We start from the raw sequence: 20042 nt of genomic DNA on the forward strand, positions 1-20042 counted from the left end.
GTAAAAACCTGTGAAGGCTGCCGCGAACCTGAGCCATCTTTGGCCCGAGCTGCCCTATCTTGACCGATTTGATGCGGCCTCTGCTGCGGGGTTTACGGGCGTAGAAGTGCTATTTCCATATGATTTACCTGCCAAAGATACGCAACGTGCATTGCTGCGTGGCGGTCTTGAGATGGTTTTGATTAACGCGCCTCCACCGAACTATACAGGCGGCGCGCGGGGCTTTGCCGCAACAATCGGAGGGGAGGCGCGATTTGCCTACGACATGCGCCGTGCAGGTCGTTATGCGCAAGCGCTTCGCGTGCCACTGCTGCACGTGATGTCAGGAACAGGTAATGGCACGCAAGCGAAACAGACGATGATCGGAAACCTCAAAGAGGCCGTCCAGTCTGTACCTGACGGATTAATCCTGACTTTGGAGCCGCTTTGCCCAGAATCGCTGCCCGATTATTTCCTGAACGATTACGCATTGGCTGCAGAAATCATTGCTGAGGTAGATGCTCCGAACCTGCGACTGCAGTTTGACAGCTATCACGCACAAATGATTCACGGTGACGCTGTTGCTGTTTATGAAATGTATCGCGATATTATCGTGCATGTTCAAATCGGCGATACACCTGCAAGGGATGCACCTGGCCGAGGAGCTGTTGATTTTCCAGCGCTGTTCGACACCATGCGAGCGGCGGGATACACAGGCTGGATCAGCGGTGAATATACACCTGGCCCGTCGACAGAGGCCACATTGGACTGGATGAAATTACTATGATCCCTGCGCGCTTTGCACCTGTTCTGTTTGGCTTTATTTTGTCAGGGCTGATGTCTTGTATCGTATCGGGCATTGCAACGTCGCGGGTGCTGGATTCGGGTTCGGCATTTGTACCTGCTTGGATGACATCGTGGATGTTTAGCTGGGCGGTGGCGTTTCCGACTGTGCTGGTTGTTGCGCCAATTACGCGGCGGATCGTGGCACGGCTGGTGGCCAAGCCCTAGGGCTGTGCGGGAAAAAATACCGGCGCATCGCAGGGCTGCCACTGCGGGTGCTTTATCATGATGTCGGCAAACTCCGGCGTGTCCAGAAAGCGGTCCAGCCATTTTTGCAAATACGGCCACCCCTGATCGTCGAACCATTTCTTGTCGATGAAAGCGAATTGGCGCACGAAAGGCAGGATCGCGTAGTCAGCCAGCGTCGGCGTGTCAAAGAGCCACTGTTCCAGCATATCATCGAGGACATGCAAAAACCCACAGGCCGCGTTGAGATGTTGATCTGCGTCTTCATCCGGATAGCGGCTTGCGTATTTCACGCGATCCAGCGCGTGTTTGAACGGCCCGTCAGTCTGGGCGATCAAAGCGTGCCCCAGCTGCGGCATCTCCAGCCAGCGGTGCGGATCGTTCTGTTGCAGCGCCCAGACCATGATGTCGAGGCTTTCGTCGATCACACCATCCGCATGTACCAGACACGGAACCGTAGCCGAGGGGGAGGCCGCCAAAAACGCTTGCGGTTTGTCAGCCAATGCGATTTCGCGCAGGGCCACGGTGCAGCCAGAAGCCTGCAAAGCCAGTCGTGCGCGCATCGCATATGGGCAGCGCCGAAAGGAATAGAGGATAGGTGTTGTCTCGCGCATCAAACAGGCCTCACTACCTTGCGCCCCGCAACTCAGTGCGCCTGCGCCCAGTTGCTGCCTGTGCCTGCATCCACACTTAGCTTGACGTCCAGTTGAACAACGGGGTCAGAGGCGTTTTCCATCACGTCTTTGGCAACTTTGATCAGATCATCCTCGGCGCCCTGATCCACTTCGAACAACAACTCGTCATGCACTTGTAGAAGCATTTTCGCAGGCATCCCCTCAATCGCCGCTGGCATACGGATCATGGCGCGGCGGATCACATCCGCGGCGGTACCCTGAATAGGGGCGTTGATTGCGGCGCGGGCGGCAAAACCAGCGCGTGGCCCTTTGGATGCAATCTCGGGAGTGTGGATTTTGCGGCCAAACAGCGTCTGGACATAGCCGTGTTCTTTGGCGAACGCCTTTGTGTCGTCCATGTAGGTACGGATGCCGGGGAACCGCTCAAAATACCGGTCAATAAATCCCTGCGCCTCGGCGCGCGGGATGCGCAGGTTGCGTGCAAGGCCAAAGCCGGAAATGCCATAGATGACGCCAAAGTTAATCGCCTTGGCCTGACGACGGATATCGGGTGTCATCTCGTCCAGGGGCACATCAAACATCTCGGACGCGGTCATGGCGTGGATATCGTGCCCGTCCTTGAACGCTTGTTTGAGCGCGGGCAGATCCGCAATATGGGCCAGCAGACGCAATTCGATCTGGGAATAGTCGAGAGCAACCAATACTTTGCCTTCTTCGGCCACAAAAGCCTCGCGAATGCGGCGGCCTTCCTCGGTGCGGATCGGGATGTTTTGCAGGTTAGGGTCAGTGGAAGACAGACGGCCCGTTGAAGCACCTGTGATGGAATAGGACGTATGCACGCGGCCTGTGTCTGCATTGATATGGGTTTGCAACGCGTCCGTGTAGGTGGATTTGAGTTTGCTCAGCTGTCGCCAATCCAGCACGCGTGCAGGTAATGTGTGCTCGGTTGCGAGGTCTTCGAGCACGTCAACGCCGGTGGCATATGCACCTGTTTTCCCTTTTTTTCCGCCCTCAAGCCCCATTTCGTCAAACAGGATTTCGCCCAGCTGTTTGGGCGAGCCTACGTTAAAGCTGCGGCCTGCAAGCTCGTGAATCTCGGCCTCCAGCCCTGCCATTTTCTGGGCAAAGGCGTTCGACATCCGACTCAGCGTATCGCGGTCAACCTTCACGCCATGCCGTTCCATTTGCATCAAAACAGGGGCCAGAGGACGCTCCATCGTCTCGTATACGCGGGTGGTCCCTACGCGGTGGAGGGCCGGTTTGAACTGCTGCCACAGGCGCAGGGTGATGTCGGCATCTTCGGCGGCGTAAGGCACGGCCTGCTCAAGTGGAACCTTGTCAAACGTGATCGCGGATTTACCGCTACCCAACAGTGGCTTGATCGGGATCGGCGTGTGGTTGAGGTACCGTTCGGACAGGGTGTCCATCCCGTGCCCGTGCAGACCCGCATGCATGGCGTAAGACATGAGCATTGTGTCATCGAAAGGCGTAACTTCGATACCAAGTTGCGCGAAAATCTTGGCATCGTATTTCATGTTCTGGCCAATTTTCAGGATCGTGGGATCACAGAGCATCGGTGTCAGCATTTCGAGGGCTTCTTCAACGGCCATCTGTCCTTCTGCCAGATCATCAGAGCCGAACAGATCATCGCCGCGGTTCGCTTTGTGGATCAGGGGGATATAACAGGCCTCGCCCGCCTCAACACAAAGGGAAATGCCGACCAGATCGGCTGTCATATCGTTGAGGCCCGTCGTTTCGGTATCAACGGCAACATAGCCGCGCGTATAGATTTTACCCAGCCAATCTTGCAGCGTCTCTCTATCCCCCACCATTGTGTAGATGGCCTTGTCAAAGGGCACGACTTCGATCTCGGGCGTGTCTGCGCTGGGCGCAGGCTCGGGGATTGCGGGCGCTTCGACCTTCAGCGTATTTGCAATGCGCTGGGTGAGCGTTCGAAACTCCATCTCGGTCAGGAACTTCAGTAGCTTGTCAGGATCGGGTTCACGAACCTCCAGATCGTCCAGCGTGAAATCCAGCGGGGTTTTGTCGTCGAGCAGCACCAGCTTGCGCGACAGGCGGATCTGGTCGGCGTTGTCTATCAGGGTCTGGCGGCGCTTGGGTTGCTTGATTTCGCCCGCACGTTCCAGCAATGCATCCAGATCACCGTATTCGTTAATCAGCAAAGCAGCGGTTTTAATGCCGATGCCCGGTGCGCCGGGAACATTGTCGACACTGTCACCCGCCAGCGCCTGCACGTCGACAACCCGTTCGGGATATACGCCGAATTTGGCGTGCACGCCCTCACGGTCGATCAGGTTGTTCTTCATCGCGTCAAACATTTCGACACCGCCGCCGACCAGCTGCATCAAGTCTTTGTCGGAACTGATAATGGTGCAGCGGCCACCGGCCTCGCGGGCCTGAACAGCCAGCGTGGCGATGATGTCGTCGGCTTCATAACCTTCTTTTTCTTCACATGCGATGTTGAAGGCATGGGTGGCTTCGCGGGTCAGCGGCATTTGCGGGCGCAGGTCTTCGGGCATCGCCTCGCGGTTGGCCTTGTACTGGTCGTACATGTCATTCCGAAAGGTGTGAGAGCCTTTGTCGAAGATCACGGCGACATGGGTTACGTCGCCGCCTGCGTTGCCCTCAACATAGCGTTGCAGCATGTTGCAAAAGCCCGACACCGCCCCGATGGGCAGCCCGTCCGATTTGCGGGTGAGCGGCGGCAGCGCATGGTAGGCGCGAAAGATAAAGGCCGAGCCGTCGATCAGATGTAGGTGGTGACCTTTGCCGAATGCCATTTTTTCATGCTCCTCATGTGCGGTGACCTTCCTTTTGCCACGCCACAGTCAGAGCCACCAGAGCGGATGGTTCAGACTTTGCCCTCAAAGTCTTCATGAATGAATTTACAATCGCAATAGCCGCACTCAACCCAGCCTTTGTCGGCGGGAATTTGTAGCCAGACGCGGGGGTGGCCCGAAGCAGAGCCGCCACCATCACAGGCCACGCGGTTTGTGTTGACGATGCGGGTTTCGGGCGGTGTCGCTGTCATGTCGTGGCCTTTGAAAAGGAGTGTTTGCATTAGCGCTGTTATGGCTAATGCGGCGCGTGCGGGCAAGGGGCTGGCGCAACCCCAAAGCGAGGAGCCGCCAAGTCTAGCGGACCTAGCGTTAACCTTTGTGTGCTCCGCGCATATCCCAAATGGTGTATCGGCAGCTTGAATCGCCTGAATTTGGTGAAATTAGCCGAATTTCTTAACCATTTGGTTAAAAATTGATTGCGGCAGCACGATCCAACTTGGCATCGTTAACACATAGAGAGTGCAGTTTTAACGATACAGATTTAGTTTGCTTCTTCCTTATAACCCCAAGGTAGAGATCCATCAGATGACGCAAGAACGTCGCAGTTCCGTAAGGGTGTGACATACAGGGTGCCGTATTCAGGCACGTGTATCAGGCAATATCAGATGTTCTCTTCTGGCCAGACCAGAAGCCTTGGGGGACCATTTACAGACAAAACATCGCCCATAAGCGGAATATCCGGATAAAACGGTTCACGTCCTAGGACGCCTTGGGTACAAGGCCGTTACATCCTTTCTGTGTTGGAGCATTCCGTTGATGTCGCAGCCTAAGCCTGTCGTGTTATGTATTCTTGATGGTTGGGGCGTCGGTGCTGGTCCCGAGGGCAATGCTCCGCATCTTGCTCACACACCGAACATGGATCGGTTGCTGGCGCAGGAGCCTTCGGCGACGCTCACCACTTTCGGGCCGGATGTAGGGCTGCCGCGTGGGCAAATGGGCAATTCCGAAGTGGGACATACCAACATCGGCGCGGGCCGTGTGGTTGCAATGGATCTGGGCCAGATTGATCTGGCGATTGAGGAAGGCAGCTTTGAAACGCACGCACCCATGCAGAACTTCATCGCAGCACTCAAAAAGTCAGGCGGGACGGCCCATCTGATGGGCTTGGTTTCGCGTGGTGGAGTGCACGGGCACTTGTCCCACATGGTCGCTGCGGTGCGTGCGTTGGATGCCGCCAATATAAAAGTAGTGATCCATGCGCTGACGGATGGGCGTGACGTGGCACCGCAATCGGCGTTGGATGATCTGGCCGATCTGGAAAGTGCGCTGCCTGCGGGTGTAAAGATCGCAACCCTGTCCGGACGATATTACGCGATGGACCGTGATAATCGCTGGGCGCGGGTCGCGCAGGCCCATGCCGCTATTGTGCAAGGCCAAGGCGAAGGTGCGCAGACTGCAAACAAAGCTGTGCAGGCTGCATATGATGCAAATATTACGGATGAATTCATCAAACCCTGTGTGATCGGGGACTATAGCGGCGCTCATGATGGGGATGGTGTGTTTTGCCTTAATTTTCGTGCAGACCGCGCGCGGGAGATTATGGCCGCATTGGCTGCGCCGGAATTTGACGCATTTGACCGTGGAACGCCCATAAAGTGGGCTGCCGTGATGGGGATGGCTGAATATTCCTCTGCCCATGTCGAATACATGACAACGATGTATCCCAAGCCACAGATCATCAACACGCTGGGTGCGTGGGTTGCGGCTAAGGGCTTGCGACAGTTCCGTTTGGCCGAGACGGAGAAATACCCTCACGTGACCTTTTTTCTGAACGGAGGAGCCGAAGATGCGGAAGAAGGTGAAGACCGTGCCATGCCGCTCTCTCCTGCCGTGGCGACCTATGATTTGCAGCCGGAGATGTCGAGCGCCCAAGTCACCGAACAATTTGTGAAGGCGATACATGCGCAATACGATCTGATCGTGGTCAACTATGCCAATCCCGATATGGTCGGCCACACAGGCGATCTGGAAGCTGCAATCGCCGCATGCGAGGCCGTGGATCAGGGGCTTGGTCATGCGCTGGAGGCGCTTGAGGCCGTTGGTGGTGCGATGATCGTGACAGCCGATCACGGAAATTGTGAAATGATGATTGATCCCGAAACAGGTGGACCGCACACGGCCCATACGCTCAACCCCGTTCCCGTGGTTGTTACGGGTGCGCCTGCAGGTACAACACTGCGCACGGGTCGACTGGCAGATCTGGCGCCCACGGTGCTTGCACTCATGGGGCTGGATCAACCGGCCGAGATGACTGGCGAGAGTTTGCTCGTATGATCTGGCGCGCTGCCCTTGTGATGTTGGCTCTTTCTGCACCTGCGGGGGCGCAAACCAGCGATGCAGCGGGCCAAGCGCGGGCAGCAATTCAGATGTTGGAAGATGCGACACTTAAAATGGACGGTGCAGATGGTGCGCGGGATCGTGTCCGTGCGCTGACAGAGACAATCCAAGCCTTTGAAACCGGACTTGCGGCTATGCGTACGGGCTTGCGGCAAGCGGCAATACGCGAGGCACAACTGAGTGCGCGTCTGGCTGCCCGTGACAATGAGGTCGGTCAGCTGTTGGCGGTTCTGCAGAGCATTGGCACGGATAATCCGACAGCGCTGCTTCATCCCGACGGGCCAACGGGAACGGCCCGCGCAGGCCTGCTATTGGCTGAACTGACGCCAGCTTTGAACCAGCGCGCTGAGCAGTTGCGCCGAGATCTGGAAGACGTGCAAACCTTGCGTATCCTGCAAACCGACGCCGAGGTGCGTTTGCGCAGTAGCATGACGTCTGTGCAAGCCGCGCGCACTGCGCTGAATCAGGCAATGGCTGAGCGTACGGATTTGCCCAAACGGTTTACCGAAGACCCCGTTTCGACCGCGATCCTGATTGCATCTACAGAAACACTTGATGGTTTTGCCTCGGGTCTTTCCCAGATCGTCACTGATCCTGATCCTAGCGTTCGATCCCCCGTCAGCATTGACGGACAGATCGGTGAGCTGCCGCTACCTGTGCAAAGTCTTGTGCTGCGCGGCATGAACGAAGCGGATGCGGCGGGCGTCAAGCGCCCGGGGCTATTGTTGGCAACACGTCCGCGCGCCATTGTCACATCGCCAACGGCTGCTACCATTCGCTACCAAGGGCCGCTTCTGGACTTTGGTAATGTGATGATACTTGAACCAAGGGCCGAGACACTGTTTGTGCTGGCAGGATTGGAAGTGGTTTACGGCGAAATAGGCGAAGTCATCGCCGCTGGCACACCCATCGGGCTGATGGGCGGGGATGCGGGTGGCGGTGAATTGTCAACAGATGGTGATGGCACTGGCGCTGCGCGCTCAGAAACGCTCTATATAGAAGTCAGACAAGATAATGTTCCCCAGGATCCAGCATCCTGGTTTCGGACCGACAAGGATGGATAGATAATGAAAAAGTTTTTGATGGCCGCCGCGGGTGGCACGGTGTTGGGCGTCATTGCCACAACCCAGATTGCGGCACCGCTGTTGGCGCAAGAGGCGGCAAAGACCGAGAATGTCTATGAGCAGCTGGATCTGTTTGGCGATATTTTTGAACGTATCCGCGCCCAATATGTCGAAGAGGTTGATTCGGGAGAATTGATCGAAGCAGCTATCGATGGAATGCTGACATCACTTGATCCGCACTCCAGCTATCTGTCGCCTAAGGATGCGGCAAAAATGCGCGAACAAACCCGCGGTGAATTCGGTGGCCTTGGTATCGAGGTCACCCAAGAAGAGGGTTTTGTCAAAGTCGTCTCGCCGATCGATGGCACCCCTGCCGATGAAGCAGGGATCGAGGCGGGTGATTTCATTACCCATGTAAATGGCGAAAGCCTGCTAGGCCTTGTGCTGGACGAAGCGGTTGAGTTGATGCGTGGCCCTGTTGGATCCGAGATCGTGATCACGGTTGTGCGCGAAGGCGAAGGCGAGCCATTCGATGTGTCTATCATCCGTGACACGATTGAATTGACTGTAGTGCGCTCCCGTACTGAAGGTGACAGCGTCGTGCTGCGCCTGAGCACGTTTAACGACCAGACCTATCCCAAAATGGCCGAGCAACTGGCCGAGAAGGTTGAAGCGGCAGGCGGCATGGACGCCATCAATGGTTTTGTTATCGACTTGCGCAACAACCCAGGCGGTTTGTTGACCCAAGCGATCCGCGTCTCTGACGCATTCCTGAACGAAGGCGAGATCGTAAGCACCCGTGGCCGCGAAGCCGCGGATGGGGATCGATTTAATGCCAAAGAGGGCGATCTTGCCGAAGGCAAACCGATTGTTGTTTTGATCAACGGCGGCTCGGCCTCTGCCTCTGAAATCGTGGCAGGTGCGTTGCAGGATCACCGCCGGGCGATTGTGATTGGCACCAAAAGTTTCGGCAAAGGATCGGTCCAGACAGTGATGCCACTACGCAGTGAAGGTGCCATGCGCCTGACCACGGCGCGCTATTACACGCCTTCGGGTCGCTCGATCCAGTCGCTGGGCGTGTCACCCGATATCGTCGTAGCTCAGCCCCCGCGCCGCGCCGAGACTGAAGAGGACGAGGATACGCCAATGCGCCGCTCCCGCTCGGAAGCGGACCTGCGTGGCAGCCTGAACAACGACAGTCTGAGCGAGGAAGAGATCAAGCAGATCGAAGCCGACCGCGAAAAGGCAGAAAAGGCCGCAGAGCTGCGCATAGACGATTATCAACTGGCTTATGCCATTGATATTTTGAAAGGCCTGTCTGCTCTGGGCCCCCAGAAGTAAAACAGCTTTGAACCAGCGATTTAAAGAGGCCGCCCTGCGATGGGGCGGCCTTTAGTTTGAAAGCTTCATTGTTCTGCATTCAAAAACCAGCAAATGTGAAACCTTCTTCAAAGGTCCAATTGCGCCTGAAGCAGTTGCTCTCGGGTTTCGTGAGTACAGAACACTATAATGCACCAGCAGTGTCAGGTCGTCTCAAGACAGTGGCGGCGAAAGGCGCGTTTCAACATATCAAGTTCGGCGCGCAGCAGGTCTACCTCGACTCTTAGATCGTCGCCCAATGCCTCACCCGCCATGAGAGAGATTGAACCGATCTGTTCGTCCGTTGCAGCATCGGCAATCAGCAGTGTTTGCAACCCGTCTGCAATTGCGACAGCAGGAATGGGGATGCGCACGGCAAACCCTTCACCGTCTTCGATAGGTGTGACTGCCACATCGGGGGCTGGTGTCCCTTGGTGGGTTACTTTCAACTTGGGTGCTTCACTTCCGGCAGCGCCTGTCAAAAAGCCTTCCCAAACGCCTTGGCGCATTTTCGTTTTGGTCAACACAAGGTTGGTCATCACATCCTCCGTCGTGGGGTTCGGGCGTCGGTTTCAGTCACTTAAATCTGTGCGCGGGGGCGGCGCGAGAACGTCAGGTCGCGCAGGGTGACTTGGTTCATTTCCGGCCCCTCAAAAATCAGATCAATCCACGCCCCCTCTATCCGCCGCTCATTCAGGGTGGAGTATGCAAGATCGAACTCAACCATCGTCTGATCCTGCGTAAGATCCAGTTCACGCACAATTTGTTCGGTGTTCGGGCCGTTTTTGATATTTAAACGGGCAAAAATCTCAATAGGTTTTTCCAGCTCGACGATAATGTCCATGCGGATCAGATGCGTCCGTTTCAGACCAACGACACCATCGCCGGGCAAATCAACCACCAGCGAGAGGAAAGATCCATCAAACCGGAAAACATCCATACTAAGGCCGTAGGGCGCCAGATCTTCTTCGCGCAGGTTGCGCAGCTGGCGCAGGGTCAGCTCAGAGAATTCGCAATCATGGAAAAGCGTGACTTCGCTGCCTAGCATAGATCGGGTTTGCACAGCAGAAAGCCCAGGAATAGGAAGCGGACCGCGCCACAGTTCGGGCCGCCATGCCCAATCGGCGTTGTGGGGTTTGGGAAAGCTGGTTGATCCTTCAAGTGGCAGTGCAAGGCGTTCATCCGCGACATGGATCAATGCATCCAGATGGGACTTCAGCTGCCGCGCGCGCAGGCGCTGCCGCCGCAGACCCAAAAGATCGGCAGAACGGGCCATACGCGCGTTGCGCGCCCATTTTGCAATCGACCGGCTATAGAAAGCCGCATCCAGTATATTTCCGCCCGTCTTGGCCATTTGCTCTGCCTTGCTTCTTGTCGCGTCTTTTTATCGCGCAAATCCGTACCAATTGGTTGATCGTCTGCACATTGAGCACAAGATGCCATGCAAGGCTGGGGTCGCGCAAGTACGCTGTGACGCCAGCATGTGCAGATCGTATCAACCTTCGGCGGTCTTGTCGGTGGTGCGCTTGATCAGCTGTTCAAGAACGCCGGCACCTTCCAGCGAAACAGCGCGCCGCCCCTCAGGCCCAAAGAGAGCAGCACCCATAGTATAGCGGTCAATCTGTGCGACAGAGCGCCAGTGCTTTGGTGCCAGATCAGGTCCAGGCGTTGCACCGGAAGTTTTAAATACAATACTACCATCGGCGGGCCTGATATCTTCCGGCGTGCCGAGACCCGCTGCGCTTGCAACCTCTGCGGCAGATGGCAGTGTGGTATCTTTTGCATTACGGGCCAGACTAACCGTCAAGACACCGACTGGTGCGCCAATACCACCCGTTGCCGCGCCCAGCGCATCACAACGCGCCATCATTGCAAAGCTTTGAGTCAGGCTTTCGGGATCAATACAGTAACCGTTGGGCGGTACCAGCGTGACGTTCCCGCGCATCATCAACGCTTGGGTCAGCGGCACAGCAGGCAATGCAGCATCTTCTGGTGGCGTAAGGTTGGCCAACAGGCCTTTGCCTGCATCCATGCCCTCGCAAGCGCCCAGCATCACGATGATGCCGAGCGCTGCAAGTGGTTTAGAGGTCCATGTAGTCATGTTTTTCCGATCCACCACCGGGGTGCGTGACGGCCCCCAAATAAGTCGGGCCAACAAGCTGCGCGTATTTCCACAGAGCACCGGAGGCGTAGATCGTCTCGCGTGGGCCTTCCCATGCGGCCTTGCGGGTGGCGAGTTCCTCGTCAGTCAGATCGACAGTAATAGAGCCCTCGATCGCGTTCAGTGTGATCATGTCGCCGTTTTTCAGCAAGCCAATCGGCCCGCCCATAGCAGCCTCTGGTCCTACGTGGCCCACACAGAACCCGCGTGTCGCACCCGAAAAGCGGCCATCGGTAATCAAGGCTACCTTTTTGCCCATACCCTGACCAGACAGGGCTGCCGTGGTCGCCAGCATTTCGCGCATACCTGGCCCGCCGCGGGGACCTTCGTTGCGGATTACGAAAACATCGCCTTCGGAATAGGTGCGGTTTTGTACGGCTTCAAAAGCGTCCTGCTCACATTCAAACACCAGCGCGGGGCCAGTGAAGACGATATCTTCGTCTGCCATGCCTGCAATTTTCACGATTGCACCTTCAGGCGCGAGATTGCCTTTCAGGCCAACAACACCGCCAGTGGTGCTAATCGGGTTGGTCACGGCATGGATGACTTTGCCGTCTGCATCGCGCTCGACCTTGTCCAGCTCTTCACCCATGGAATAGCCGGTGACGGTCATGCAATCCTCGTGGATCAGACCTGCCTTGCGCAGTTCACGCATCACCACCGGCACACCGCCCGCTTCATACAAATCTTTCGCCACATAAGCGCCGCCGGGTTTCATATCGACGAAGTGGGGCGTGTCGCGGAAGATGTCACAGACGTCTTCGAGGAAGAACTCGATGCCAGCTTCATGGGCCATAGCGGGCAGGTGCAATCCAGCGTTGGTAGAGCCGCCTGTACAGGCCACGATGCGCGCCGCGTTTTCAAATGCTTCGCGTGTGCAGATGTCGCGGGCGCGGATGTTCTTCTCGATCAGGTTCATAACCGCTTTGCCAGAGGCAATGGCGTATTCATCGCGGCTTTTGTAGGGGGCTGGCGCGCCCGAGGAGTTGGGCAGCGCGAGGCCGATCGCCTCTGAGACGCAAGCCATTGTGTTGGCGGTAAACTGACCACCGCAAGCACCAGCGGAGGGGCAAGCCACCCGCTCAAGCACATCCAACGCGGCCTCGGACAGGGTGCCGCCCTGCCAGTTGCCTACAGCCTCGAACATGTCCTGAACGGTCAGATCGCGGTTGGCAAACTGTTCTGGTACATCGGCACCCTCGGCCGTGCGGCCCGGCAGGATAGAACCACCATACATGAACACAGAAGGCACATTGAGGCGGATCATCGCCATCATCATCCCCGGCAAGGACTTGTCGCATCCGGCCAGTCCTACAATCGCGTCATAGCAGTGGCCGCGCATTGTCAGCTCGACTGTGTCTGCAATCGCTTCGCGCGACGCGAGAGAAGATCGCATGCCTTCGTGACCCATGGCGATGCCGTCGGTCACAGTGATGGTTGTAAATTCGCGTGGTGTGCCCTGCTCGGCGGCAACACCGACTTTTACCGATTGCGCCTGACGGTTCAGTGCGATGTTACATGGAGCAGCCTCGTTCCAGCAGGTTGCCACACCAACCAGCGGCTGGTGAATTTCTTCCTCTGTCATGCCCATTGCATAGTAATAGGAGCGGTGTGGCGCGCGCGCTGGGCCTTCGGTGACGTGGCGGCTGGGCAGTTTGGTTTTGTCGAAACGAGGGTTCGTGGACATCAGATAGGGCTCCTGAAGAAAATTCTTTGATAATGGCATAATCGTGCGGGGGGGCTGCTGCAAGCATTTGCAGCCTTCCTTGCATTGTAATGCAAGGGGTTGGGGCCTAGTTTGCGTCAGTACCCCACAGAAAGCCCGCACATGGACCGCAGTCTGTTCGCCTTCATCTGGAAGTATTCAAAGCGGGAGCAGTTGGTCCTTCTGGCAATCACTCTCCTGACCTTTCCCCTGCTCTTGGCCACGCTGGAGCTGCCCAAGCGGATTATCAACGATGCAATCAGCGCCGAAGATCTAATGATCACGGCCTTCGGCTATGAGGTAAGCCGTATACAGTTTCTTACTGTGCTGTGCTTTGCCTATCTGGGCGCGGTGCTGGTGCATGGTTTGCTAAAAATGCGCCTGAACACCATGAAGGGCGTCACCGCCGAGCGTTTGTTGCGCCGCTTCCGCTTTAGTTTGGTCGACAGGATGATGCGCTTTCCGAAACGCTATTTCCAGAACACCTCGCAGGGGGAGTTGGTAAGCATGGTCACTTCCGAGGCCGAGCCGATGGGGGGGCTGATGGGCGATTTCATTGCGCAGCCGGTTTTTCAGGCGGGGCAGATGATTATCATCGTTATGTTCCTGTTCATGCAATCGTTCTGGTTCGGGTTGGCAGGTGTCGCGCTGATCCCCTTGCAGGCCTATGTCATTCCAATGATCCAACGGCAGATCAATCTGTTGAACAAAGAGCGGATCAAGGAGGTTCGCATGCTGGCCGCCGAGATTGGCGAGACAGCGGCGGGAATTACCGACCTGCGGACCAATGGCGGCTGGCGGTTCCGCTTGGCTGGGTTCACAGAGCGTTTGGGCCGCCTGTTTGAAATCCGCTTCAAGATATACCAGAAAAAATTCTTTATGAAGTTTCTCAACAACTTCATCACCCAACTGACACCGTTCTTTTTCTATCTGGTGGGCGGGATACTTGCCATTCGGGGTGAAATTACGGTGGGTGCGCTGGTTGCGGCGCTGGCCGCATACAAGGAGCTGAGCAGCCCGTGGAAAGAGCTGCTGGCCTATTACAATCAGACACAGGACATGGCCTTGCGGTGGGAGATCGTGACAGAGCGGTTCGACCCCAGTGGCATGATCGACGAGGCGCTGTTCAAGGGAACCCCTGATGAGGTTCCGCATCTGAGCGGTGAAATCTGCCTGAAGAACATCACCGTGCGCAATTCGGACGGTGATATTGTGCTGGATGATTTGACGCTGGATATCCCCAAAGGCGCACAGATCGCGATCAAGACATCATCTGTATCCGAGCGCAGGGCGATTGCGGAACTTCTGACGCGGGAAGTATTGCCTGCCCGTGGCACGCTGACAATGGGCGGACATGACACTGCTACTTTGCATCAAGCGGTGATTGCTGCGCGCATCGGCTACGTGCAATCGCAGCCCTATTTGTTTCACGGCACCATCGGAGACAACCTGCTGATGTCCCTGCGCACCTCACCCAAAACAGTCCTTTGGGACCCTGACAAACGTGACCGCGCGGGCATCGAGGCGCGGCGTGCAGGCAATAGCATCGACAGCCTCAAGGCTGATTGGCTTGATCCGGAACTGGCCGAGTTGAGCAATATGGATGATGTCCGTGCATGGTGGTTTGAGTTGAGCCGTGTGATCAATACAGACGAGGGCATTATCCGGGCGATGCTGGGCTCTAGAATGGATCCCGACGATCATATGCATCTGGCGGAGAAGATCGTAGGTCTTCGGGGCGAGGTTTGCGAGATGTTGAAAGAACGCAAGTTAGAGGGGGCCGTTCACCGTTTTGATCCTGATGCGTTCAACCCGGCTGTTCCGCTTGGCGGTAATCTGCTGTTTGCAGCGCCGCGGCGCGAAATCAGCCAGATCGGTCTTGCATCAGAAAAGCTGTTTCTCGGGATGATCGCAGAGGAAGGGCTGGCCGAGCAAGCCATCGCAATTTCGCAGACCCTGGTTGAAACCCTGCACCAGACCTTTGGGATGGATGGCACAAATCATCCGCTCTTTACTGCGTTGGATATTGAGGAAAGTCTCTATGAGCAGTTGGTCGAGATTGCAGGCCGACGCCGCAGCCGTGGTGATGGTGCGCTAAGCGAGGATGAGTTTGCGTTGCTGATGACAGTCCCCTTCGCTTTGACCGCCGAGCAGATCGGCCCCGCCTTTCCCGAAAGCTTCAAACAGGAAATTTTGGGTATTCGAAAGAGCCGCGGCGCGCAACTGCGTGAGTTGGCTACGGACATGTTCGTGCCAATCGCGCCAGAAAACTATCTGCCTCGTCTGACCCTTCTGGAAAATCTAATCTATGGCCGGATATCCGGTGTGGCAGGGATGCAGGCCGATCTGGTGATTGATGCTGTTATGGATGTGCTGAGCGCGAATGATCTGAGCAGTGATGTGGCAGCTATCGTCTTTGACGTACCAACCGCGATCGCAGGGACAAACCTGCCAACGTCGATCCATGAGCGTGCGGCCTTTACCCGTGCCGGTATCAAGCGCCCCGATATCCTGATTTTTGACCAGACTTTCAACGGTGGGGACCGCGCGCAAATCCGTGCGCGGTTGGCGGATTTGATGCCTGATACAACGCAGATTTTCCTTGATGACCGTTTCGCGGCGCCCGACAGCTACGACATGTTCGTCGAGATCAGCCATGGCCGCATTGACGGTGTTGAAAGCGCCGAGCGTTACGACAGTTCTAGCACTGTATCGGAAGATTTACGGCGTAAGCTGGATGTGATCCAGCGTAACACGCTGTTTGCCCCGCTGGAGCCGCGCGCCCAGCGACTGCTGGCATTTGCCGCGCAGTGGTACGATGCGCCGGCAGGTACGCCGATTTATCGCAGTAACGATCCCGCTGATGCGACCTATCTGTGTCTGTCCGGCAAGGCCGAGTTGACGTTGCAAGACAAGGACGGGACAGCGCAGCACGTCTCGACCGTGGAACCGGGGCGCCTGATTGGTGACTTGGCAGTGATCCTGCGGGAGCCGCGGCAGGTCTCGCTGATCGCGCTGGAGGACACACGATTCTTGCGCTTTGGGGCGGAGCAGTTTCGCTCGGTTATCGAGAACGACAGTACGGTTTTGATGAGCTTGCTCAAGACGGTTGCGGGGCATTTGACAGGTGCAGCGGAAGTGATCCGCGATGCGCAAATTGCCATTCCGCGCGATGATGTCAGCGAAGGGGATCACTGATGTTGTGGCGACCTGATTACTCAGCCCATGTGCTCCATACCGTTGTAGCTGCGAAGCGACCCGAGATCTGGCGGCTCGTGCTGGGTATATCGGTGATGGTGACCTGCTATATCCTCATGGCATTGTTTTATCAGCAGGCCATATCGGAACTGACCCGCTACCAGCCCGAGTTTCTGGACGAGCTGATTGCAGGCAGTACGCCGCTTGCGATGTATACGCTGCTGTTGAGCTTTGGACTGATCAGTGTGGCAGTGTTTATTGGCGTACGCCTCGTGCACAAACGTGATCCACTCAGCGTGTTCGGCCCTATGATGCTGGCCGTTCCGCAATTTGCCAGAGTATTGGGTATACTTGTGATCCTTAGTGCTGCGCTGATGATCCTGCCGCCCTACGGTTTTGGCGGTGAATTGGTGCTAAACCTCGCACCTGGTTTGTGGGCGGTGTTGTTGCCTTTGTCGCTGCTGGCCGTTTTCGTTCAGATCAGCGCCGAAGAGATTTTTTTCCGTGGATACCTCCAGCAGCAATTGGCCGCGCGCTTTCGCTCGCCTCTGGTATGGATGGTTTTGCCCTCTGCCGTTTTTGCCTTTGGCCACTACCAACCCGAAGAGGCCGGGGGAAATGCGATGCTTATCGTTGTCTGGGCCGGACTGTTTGGCATCCTCATGGCTGATCTTACGGCAAGGGCTGGCAGCATCGGACCTGCTATTGCTGTTCATTTTGTGAATAACGTCACAGCCTTGGTCATCGTCGCACTGCCAGACAGCCTTGGAGGGCTGGCGTTGTGGCATACGCCTTTTGGCATGGCGGACGAGGCGCAATTGCGCGCGTGGATGCCAGTTGATTTTGCAATGATGATCGTCAGTTGGCTGGCTGCACGGCTGGCACTGCGGCGCTGATTGCAATTCCTGCGACAGCGCCTTATTTGATGGGGGAAACGTAACGTAACGAGGCGGCGACATGAACTGGATCAACAACTACGTCCGACCCCGGATCAATTCGATCTTTTCGCGCCGCGAGACGCCCGAAAATCTTTGGACGAAATGCGACGAATGCGGCACGATGCTGTTCCATCGCGAGGTCAGCGATAACCTGAACGTCTGCACCAACTGCAACCACCACATGCACATCAGCCCACGCGCGCGGTTTGGTGCCTTGTTCGACGGTGGCATTTTCAATGAGGTTAAGGTCCCTGCGCCCACAGTGGACCCCCTGCAATTTCGCGATCAGAAGAAATATCCGGACCGTCTGCGTGCGGCTCAGAAAGCGACTGAAGAAAGCGAAGCGATGCTTGTCGCGTCGGGTGAGATCGGACGCACGCCTATCGTTGCCTGTGCTCAGGACTTCAGCTTTATGGCAGGCTCTATGGGTATGTATGTGGGTAACGCGATTATCGCCGCCGCAGAAGAAGCAATCAAACTCAAGCGCCCGCTTATCCTTTTCTCTGCCGCTGGTGGCGCGCGGATGCAGGAGGGCATACTGAGCCTGATGCAGATGCCGCGCACCACGGTGGCTGTGCAAATGCTCAAAGAAGCGAACCTGCCCTATATCGTTGTCCTGACCCATCCCACCACGGGCGGTGTGACAGCCAGCTATGCGATGCTGGGCGATGTGCATATCGCCGAGCCGAACGCGTTGATCTGTTTTGCAGGGCCACGAGTGATCGAACAGACAATTCGTGAAAAGCTGCCCGAAGGGTTCCAGCGGGCAGAGTATCTGCTGGAGCATGGTATGCTTGACCGTGTGACCCCGCGCCCCCAGATGCGCGATGAGCTGATTACGATCACCCGCATGCTGATGGGCCTGCCGCCCGCTGTGCGCGGTGATCTACCGCCGCCGACACTGGACGAAACCGCGGAAAAAGTAGCGCCTGCTGCTGACGCCGCACCCCATACAAGCGATGCAAAACCCGAATGATCTTGTGGCCCTTTATGATCGGGGGCGCATCGGGTGCGATCCTGATCTGGTCGCTCTATCGTATCGGCGCTTTGCAAGAGCGGAGCGGCATTGCTGTTCTTCTCGGCGCGATCGCATTTTTCTGGCCTGTTTTTGCGCTGCAGGCCAATGCCGCCCCGCTGGTAATAGCCTTTCATAGCTTTGTCTTATTGGCTTTTGCTGCAACGGCTGCCTACGGGTTTCGGCATAGCGCCGCGCTCCTTGCGGTTGGCATCATCGCTCATGGCGTTTTTGATGCGCTCGTCTATTTTGCAGGGCATCCCGGCCCAACATGGTGGCCTGCTTTTTGCGGCACGTTGGACATTGTTGCGGGGGTGCTCTTACTTGTGCTTATACGAACCCGCAGAATACCTGCCTGACACTCTTTTATCTTGGCATAGATACGTCCGTCTCGGCCACAAATTACAGGAACACCATGGCAAACACCTCTGACGTTATCCTTGATCGGATGATGGCCCTGCACCCCAAGATTATTGACCTGACACTGGACCGGATGCTGCGTCTGCTGGATGCACTTGGCAACCCGCAGGATAGTCTGCCGCCTGTGATCCACATTGCTGGCACCAATGGAAAGGGCTCGACCCAGGCGATGATCCGCGCGGGACTTGAAGCGGCGGGCAAGACCGTGCACGCTTATACCTCGCCGCACCTTGCCCGATTTCATGAACGGATCAGGCTGGCGGGGGAGTTGATCTCGGAGGAGGCTCTGACAGGGGTTCTGGATGAGTGTTACGCTGCCAATGGCGGCGAGAACATCACCTATTTTGAGATCACGACATGTGCTGCCTTGCTGGCTTTTTCGCGGGCACCCGCTGACTATACACTGTTGGAAGTGGGTCTCGGTGGGCGGTTGGACGCGACCAACGTGATCGACGCGCCTGTGGCAACTGTGATCACGCCGGTCGACCTCGACCACCAGCAATTTTTGGGTGACACATTGCCCCAGATTGCAGGAGAGAAAGCAGGTATTATCAAGCGCCGCGTGCCTTGTATCGTCGGGCCACAGCAAGAGGCAGGGCTGGAAGTGATCGAGGCAGTCGCTGCAAAGAACCTTGCCCCCTTAGCGGTCTATGGCCAGCACTGGCAGGTGAGCCGCGAGGCGGGGCGCATGATCTATCAAGACGAGCAAGGGTTGCTTGATCTGCCACTGCCGAATTTACCCGGATTGCATCAGGTTCAAAACGCAGGTGGGGCGATTGCAACACTGCGGATGCTGGGGTTTGACACGGCGGCGTGTGAGGGTGCCGTGACGCAGGCGCAGTGGCCTGCACGGATGCAGCGCCTTCGCCACGGCCCGCTGGTCGAGGCGGCTGGTGGTGCAGAGCTTTGGCTTGATGGGGGGCATAATCCTGCGGCGGGTCACGCGCTGGGCGCAGTTCTGGCCGAGTTGCCGACGGTGCCGACCTACCTGATCTGCGGCATGCTCAACACAAAAGACATATCAGGCTATCTGCGCCCGCTTGCACCACACGTTACGGCCTTGCACGCCGTCTCCATTCCGGGTGAGGCGGCCACACTACCCGCCGACACTACGGCCCAAGCGGCACGGGATGCAGGGATCAAATCGGTTGTGTCTGCTGACGTCGCAACGGCGCTGGAACACATCGTATCGCAAGACCCTCAGGCACGCGTGCTGATCTGTGGATCATTGTATCTTGCGGGCAACATCTTGCGGAACAACGGATAGGGCAACACAAAATGCAGCGCTTCGCGTTGACGCTTGGTCAAGTGACGTAATAAGGGTTTGGAAAAACAAGTAGC

General features: G+C 56.8%; 17 protein-coding genes. 10 read left to right on the top strand and 7 right to left on the bottom strand.

Going from position 1 to position 20042, the window contains the following annotated elements; translation table 11 throughout:
* The first annotated feature begins 10 nt into the window (after nt 1-10).
* Together Q0903_RS07145 and Q0903_RS07150 are read left to right on the top strand one after the other, a co-directional pair.
* Nucleotides 11-766, top strand: a complete 756-nt coding sequence (locus tag Q0903_RS07145) for a TIM barrel protein (RefSeq protein ID WP_299414115.1) — start codon at nt 11-13, stop codon at nt 764-766.
* Entirely contained in the window at nt 763-990 is a 228-nt protein-coding gene (locus Q0903_RS07150) for a DUF2798 domain-containing protein (RefSeq protein ID WP_299027038.1), read from the top strand. The genes Q0903_RS07145 and Q0903_RS07150 overlap by 4 nt, the downstream gene beginning before the upstream one ends.
* Here Q0903_RS07150 and Q0903_RS07155 read toward each other — a convergent pair.
* The 3 genes from Q0903_RS07155 to Q0903_RS07165 all read right to left on the bottom strand — a co-directional run bounded on the left by Q0903_RS07155 (nt 987) and on the right by Q0903_RS07165 (nt 4695).
* The gene (locus tag Q0903_RS07155; RefSeq protein ID WP_299414118.1) at nt 987-1622 is read right to left on the bottom strand and encodes a glutathione S-transferase; all 636 of its coding nucleotides are present in this window, start codon (nt 1620-1622) and stop codon (nt 987-989) included. The genes Q0903_RS07150 and Q0903_RS07155 overlap by 4 nt on opposite strands.
* 32 nt (nt 1623-1654) lie before the next feature.
* Complete coding sequence (polA, locus tag Q0903_RS07160; RefSeq protein WP_299414121.1) at nt 1655-4444, bottom strand: DNA polymerase I; 2790 nt, start codon at nt 4442-4444, stop codon at nt 1655-1657.
* A 71-nt stretch (nt 4445-4515) separates the two neighbouring features.
* A complete protein-coding gene (locus tag Q0903_RS07165; RefSeq protein ID WP_299027753.1) occupies nt 4516-4695 on the bottom strand; it encodes a zinc-finger domain-containing protein in 180 nt (59 codons plus the stop codon).
* A gap of 565 nt (nt 4696-5260) precedes the next feature.
* On the opposite strand from Q0903_RS07165, the gene gpmI reads away from it, so the two are divergent.
* From gpmI to Q0903_RS07180, 3 genes are read left to right on the top strand one after another with little or no spacing between them, the layout of a single operon-like run.
* Nucleotides 5261-6778: a 2,3-bisphosphoglycerate-independent phosphoglycerate mutase gene (gene gpmI, locus Q0903_RS07170; RefSeq protein WP_299414124.1), complete on the top strand. Its 1518-nt coding sequence runs from the start codon at nt 5261-5263 to the stop codon at nt 6776-6778.
* Complete coding sequence (locus Q0903_RS07175) at nt 6775-7905, top strand: peptidase M23 (RefSeq protein WP_299414127.1); 1131 nt, start codon at nt 6775-6777, stop codon at nt 7903-7905. Before gpmI ends, Q0903_RS07175 begins: the two co-directional genes overlap by 4 nt.
* Nucleotides 7906-7908: 3 nt before the next feature.
* Nucleotides 7909-9246 (top strand): S41 family peptidase, encoded by a 1338-nt coding sequence (locus tag Q0903_RS07180; RefSeq protein WP_299027052.1) that lies wholly within the window; start codon nt 7909-7911, stop codon nt 9244-9246.
* A gap of 182 nt (nt 9247-9428) precedes the next feature.
* Here Q0903_RS07180 and Q0903_RS07185 read toward each other — a convergent pair whose 3' ends face one another.
* The 4 genes from Q0903_RS07185 to ilvD form a co-directional block, all read right to left on the bottom strand.
* On the bottom strand, nt 9429-9803 hold the full coding sequence (locus tag Q0903_RS07185) for a hypothetical protein (protein WP_299414130.1): 375 nt from the start codon (nt 9801-9803) through the stop codon (nt 9429-9431).
* 41 nt (nt 9804-9844) lie between these two features.
* Nucleotides 9845-10618: a DUF6478 family protein gene (locus Q0903_RS07190; protein ID WP_299027058.1), complete on the bottom strand. Its 774-nt coding sequence runs from the start codon at nt 10616-10618 to the stop codon at nt 9845-9847.
* 141 nt (nt 10619-10759) lie between these two features.
* Nucleotides 10760-11365 (bottom strand): hypothetical protein, encoded by a 606-nt coding sequence (locus tag Q0903_RS07195; protein ID WP_299414133.1) that lies wholly within the window; start codon nt 11363-11365, stop codon nt 10760-10762.
* A complete protein-coding gene (ilvD, locus tag Q0903_RS07200; protein ID WP_299414136.1) occupies nt 11346-13112 on the bottom strand; it encodes a dihydroxy-acid dehydratase in 1767 nt (588 codons plus the stop codon). Before ilvD ends, Q0903_RS07195 begins: the two co-directional genes overlap by 20 nt.
* Nucleotides 13113-13253: 141 nt before the next feature.
* Here ilvD and Q0903_RS07205 point away from each other — a divergent pair, with 141 nt between their 5' ends.
* From Q0903_RS07205 to Q0903_RS07225, 5 genes are all read left to right on the top strand, one after another.
* Entirely contained in the window at nt 13254-16328 is a 3075-nt protein-coding gene (locus tag Q0903_RS07205) for an ABC transporter transmembrane domain-containing protein (RefSeq protein ID WP_299414138.1), read from the top strand.
* On the top strand, nt 16328-17224 hold the full coding sequence (locus Q0903_RS07210; RefSeq protein ID WP_299414141.1) for a CPBP family intramembrane glutamic endopeptidase: 897 nt from the start codon (nt 16328-16330) through the stop codon (nt 17222-17224). Before Q0903_RS07205 ends, Q0903_RS07210 begins: the two co-directional genes overlap by 1 nt.
* 61 nt (nt 17225-17285) lie before the next feature.
* Nucleotides 17286-18242 (top strand): acetyl-CoA carboxylase, carboxyltransferase subunit beta, encoded by a 957-nt coding sequence (accD, locus tag Q0903_RS07215; protein WP_299414144.1) that lies wholly within the window; start codon nt 17286-17288, stop codon nt 18240-18242.
* Complete coding sequence (locus Q0903_RS07220) at nt 18239-18640, top strand: hypothetical protein (RefSeq protein WP_299414147.1); 402 nt, start codon at nt 18239-18241, stop codon at nt 18638-18640. Before accD ends, Q0903_RS07220 begins: the two co-directional genes overlap by 4 nt.
* 56 nt (nt 18641-18696) lie before the next feature.
* Nucleotides 18697-19968 carry a folylpolyglutamate synthase/dihydrofolate synthase family protein gene (locus Q0903_RS07225; protein WP_299414150.1) on the top strand — a complete coding sequence of 424 codons (1272 nt, stop codon included), beginning with the start codon at nt 18697-18699 and terminating at the stop codon, nt 19966-19968.
* The last annotated feature ends 74 nt before the right edge of the window (nt 19969-20042 follow it).

The sequence above is a fragment of the uncultured Sulfitobacter sp. genome (genome assembly GCF_947502895.1).
Taxonomy (GTDB): Bacteria; Pseudomonadota; Alphaproteobacteria; order Rhodobacterales; family Rhodobacteraceae; genus Sulfitobacter.

Excerpts from the sequence above, each read along its gene's own strand:
- Q0903_RS07150 (WP_299027038.1), top strand. The coding sequence starts at position 763 with ATGATCCCTGCGCGCTTTGCACCTGTTCTGTTTGGCTTTATTTTGTCA.
- Q0903_RS07155 (WP_299414118.1), bottom strand. The coding sequence starts at position 1,622 with ATGCGCGAGACAACACCTATCCTCTATTCCTTTCGGCGCTGCCCATAT.
- polA (WP_299414121.1), bottom strand. The coding sequence starts at position 4,444 with ATGGCATTCGGCAAAGGTCACCACCTACATCTGATCGACGGCTCGGCC.
- Q0903_RS07165 (WP_299027753.1), bottom strand. The coding sequence starts at position 4,695 with ATGACAGCGACACCGCCCGAAACCCGCATCGTCAACACAAACCGCGTG.
- gpmI (WP_299414124.1), top strand. The coding sequence starts at position 5,261 with ATGTCGCAGCCTAAGCCTGTCGTGTTATGTATTCTTGATGGTTGGGGC.
- Q0903_RS07175 (WP_299414127.1), top strand. The coding sequence starts at position 6,775 with ATGATCTGGCGCGCTGCCCTTGTGATGTTGGCTCTTTCTGCACCTGCG.
- Q0903_RS07180 (WP_299027052.1), top strand. The coding sequence starts at position 7,909 with ATGAAAAAGTTTTTGATGGCCGCCGCGGGTGGCACGGTGTTGGGCGTC.
- Q0903_RS07185 (WP_299414130.1), bottom strand. The coding sequence starts at position 9,803 with ATGACCAACCTTGTGTTGACCAAAACGAAAATGCGCCAAGGCGTTTGG.
- Q0903_RS07190 (WP_299027058.1), bottom strand. The coding sequence starts at position 10,618 with ATGGCCAAGACGGGCGGAAATATACTGGATGCGGCTTTCTATAGCCGG.
- Q0903_RS07195 (WP_299414133.1), bottom strand. The coding sequence starts at position 11,365 with ATGACTACATGGACCTCTAAACCACTTGCAGCGCTCGGCATCATCGTG.
- ilvD (WP_299414136.1), bottom strand. The coding sequence starts at position 13,112 with ATGTCCACGAACCCTCGTTTCGACAAAACCAAACTGCCCAGCCGCCAC.
- Q0903_RS07205 (WP_299414138.1), top strand. The coding sequence starts at position 13,254 with ATGGACCGCAGTCTGTTCGCCTTCATCTGGAAGTATTCAAAGCGGGAG.
- Q0903_RS07210 (WP_299414141.1), top strand. The coding sequence starts at position 16,328 with ATGTTGTGGCGACCTGATTACTCAGCCCATGTGCTCCATACCGTTGTA.
- accD (WP_299414144.1), top strand. The coding sequence starts at position 17,286 with ATGAACTGGATCAACAACTACGTCCGACCCCGGATCAATTCGATCTTT.
- Q0903_RS07220 (WP_299414147.1), top strand. The coding sequence starts at position 18,239 with ATGATCTTGTGGCCCTTTATGATCGGGGGCGCATCGGGTGCGATCCTG.
- Q0903_RS07225 (WP_299414150.1), top strand. The coding sequence starts at position 18,697 with ATGGCAAACACCTCTGACGTTATCCTTGATCGGATGATGGCCCTGCAC.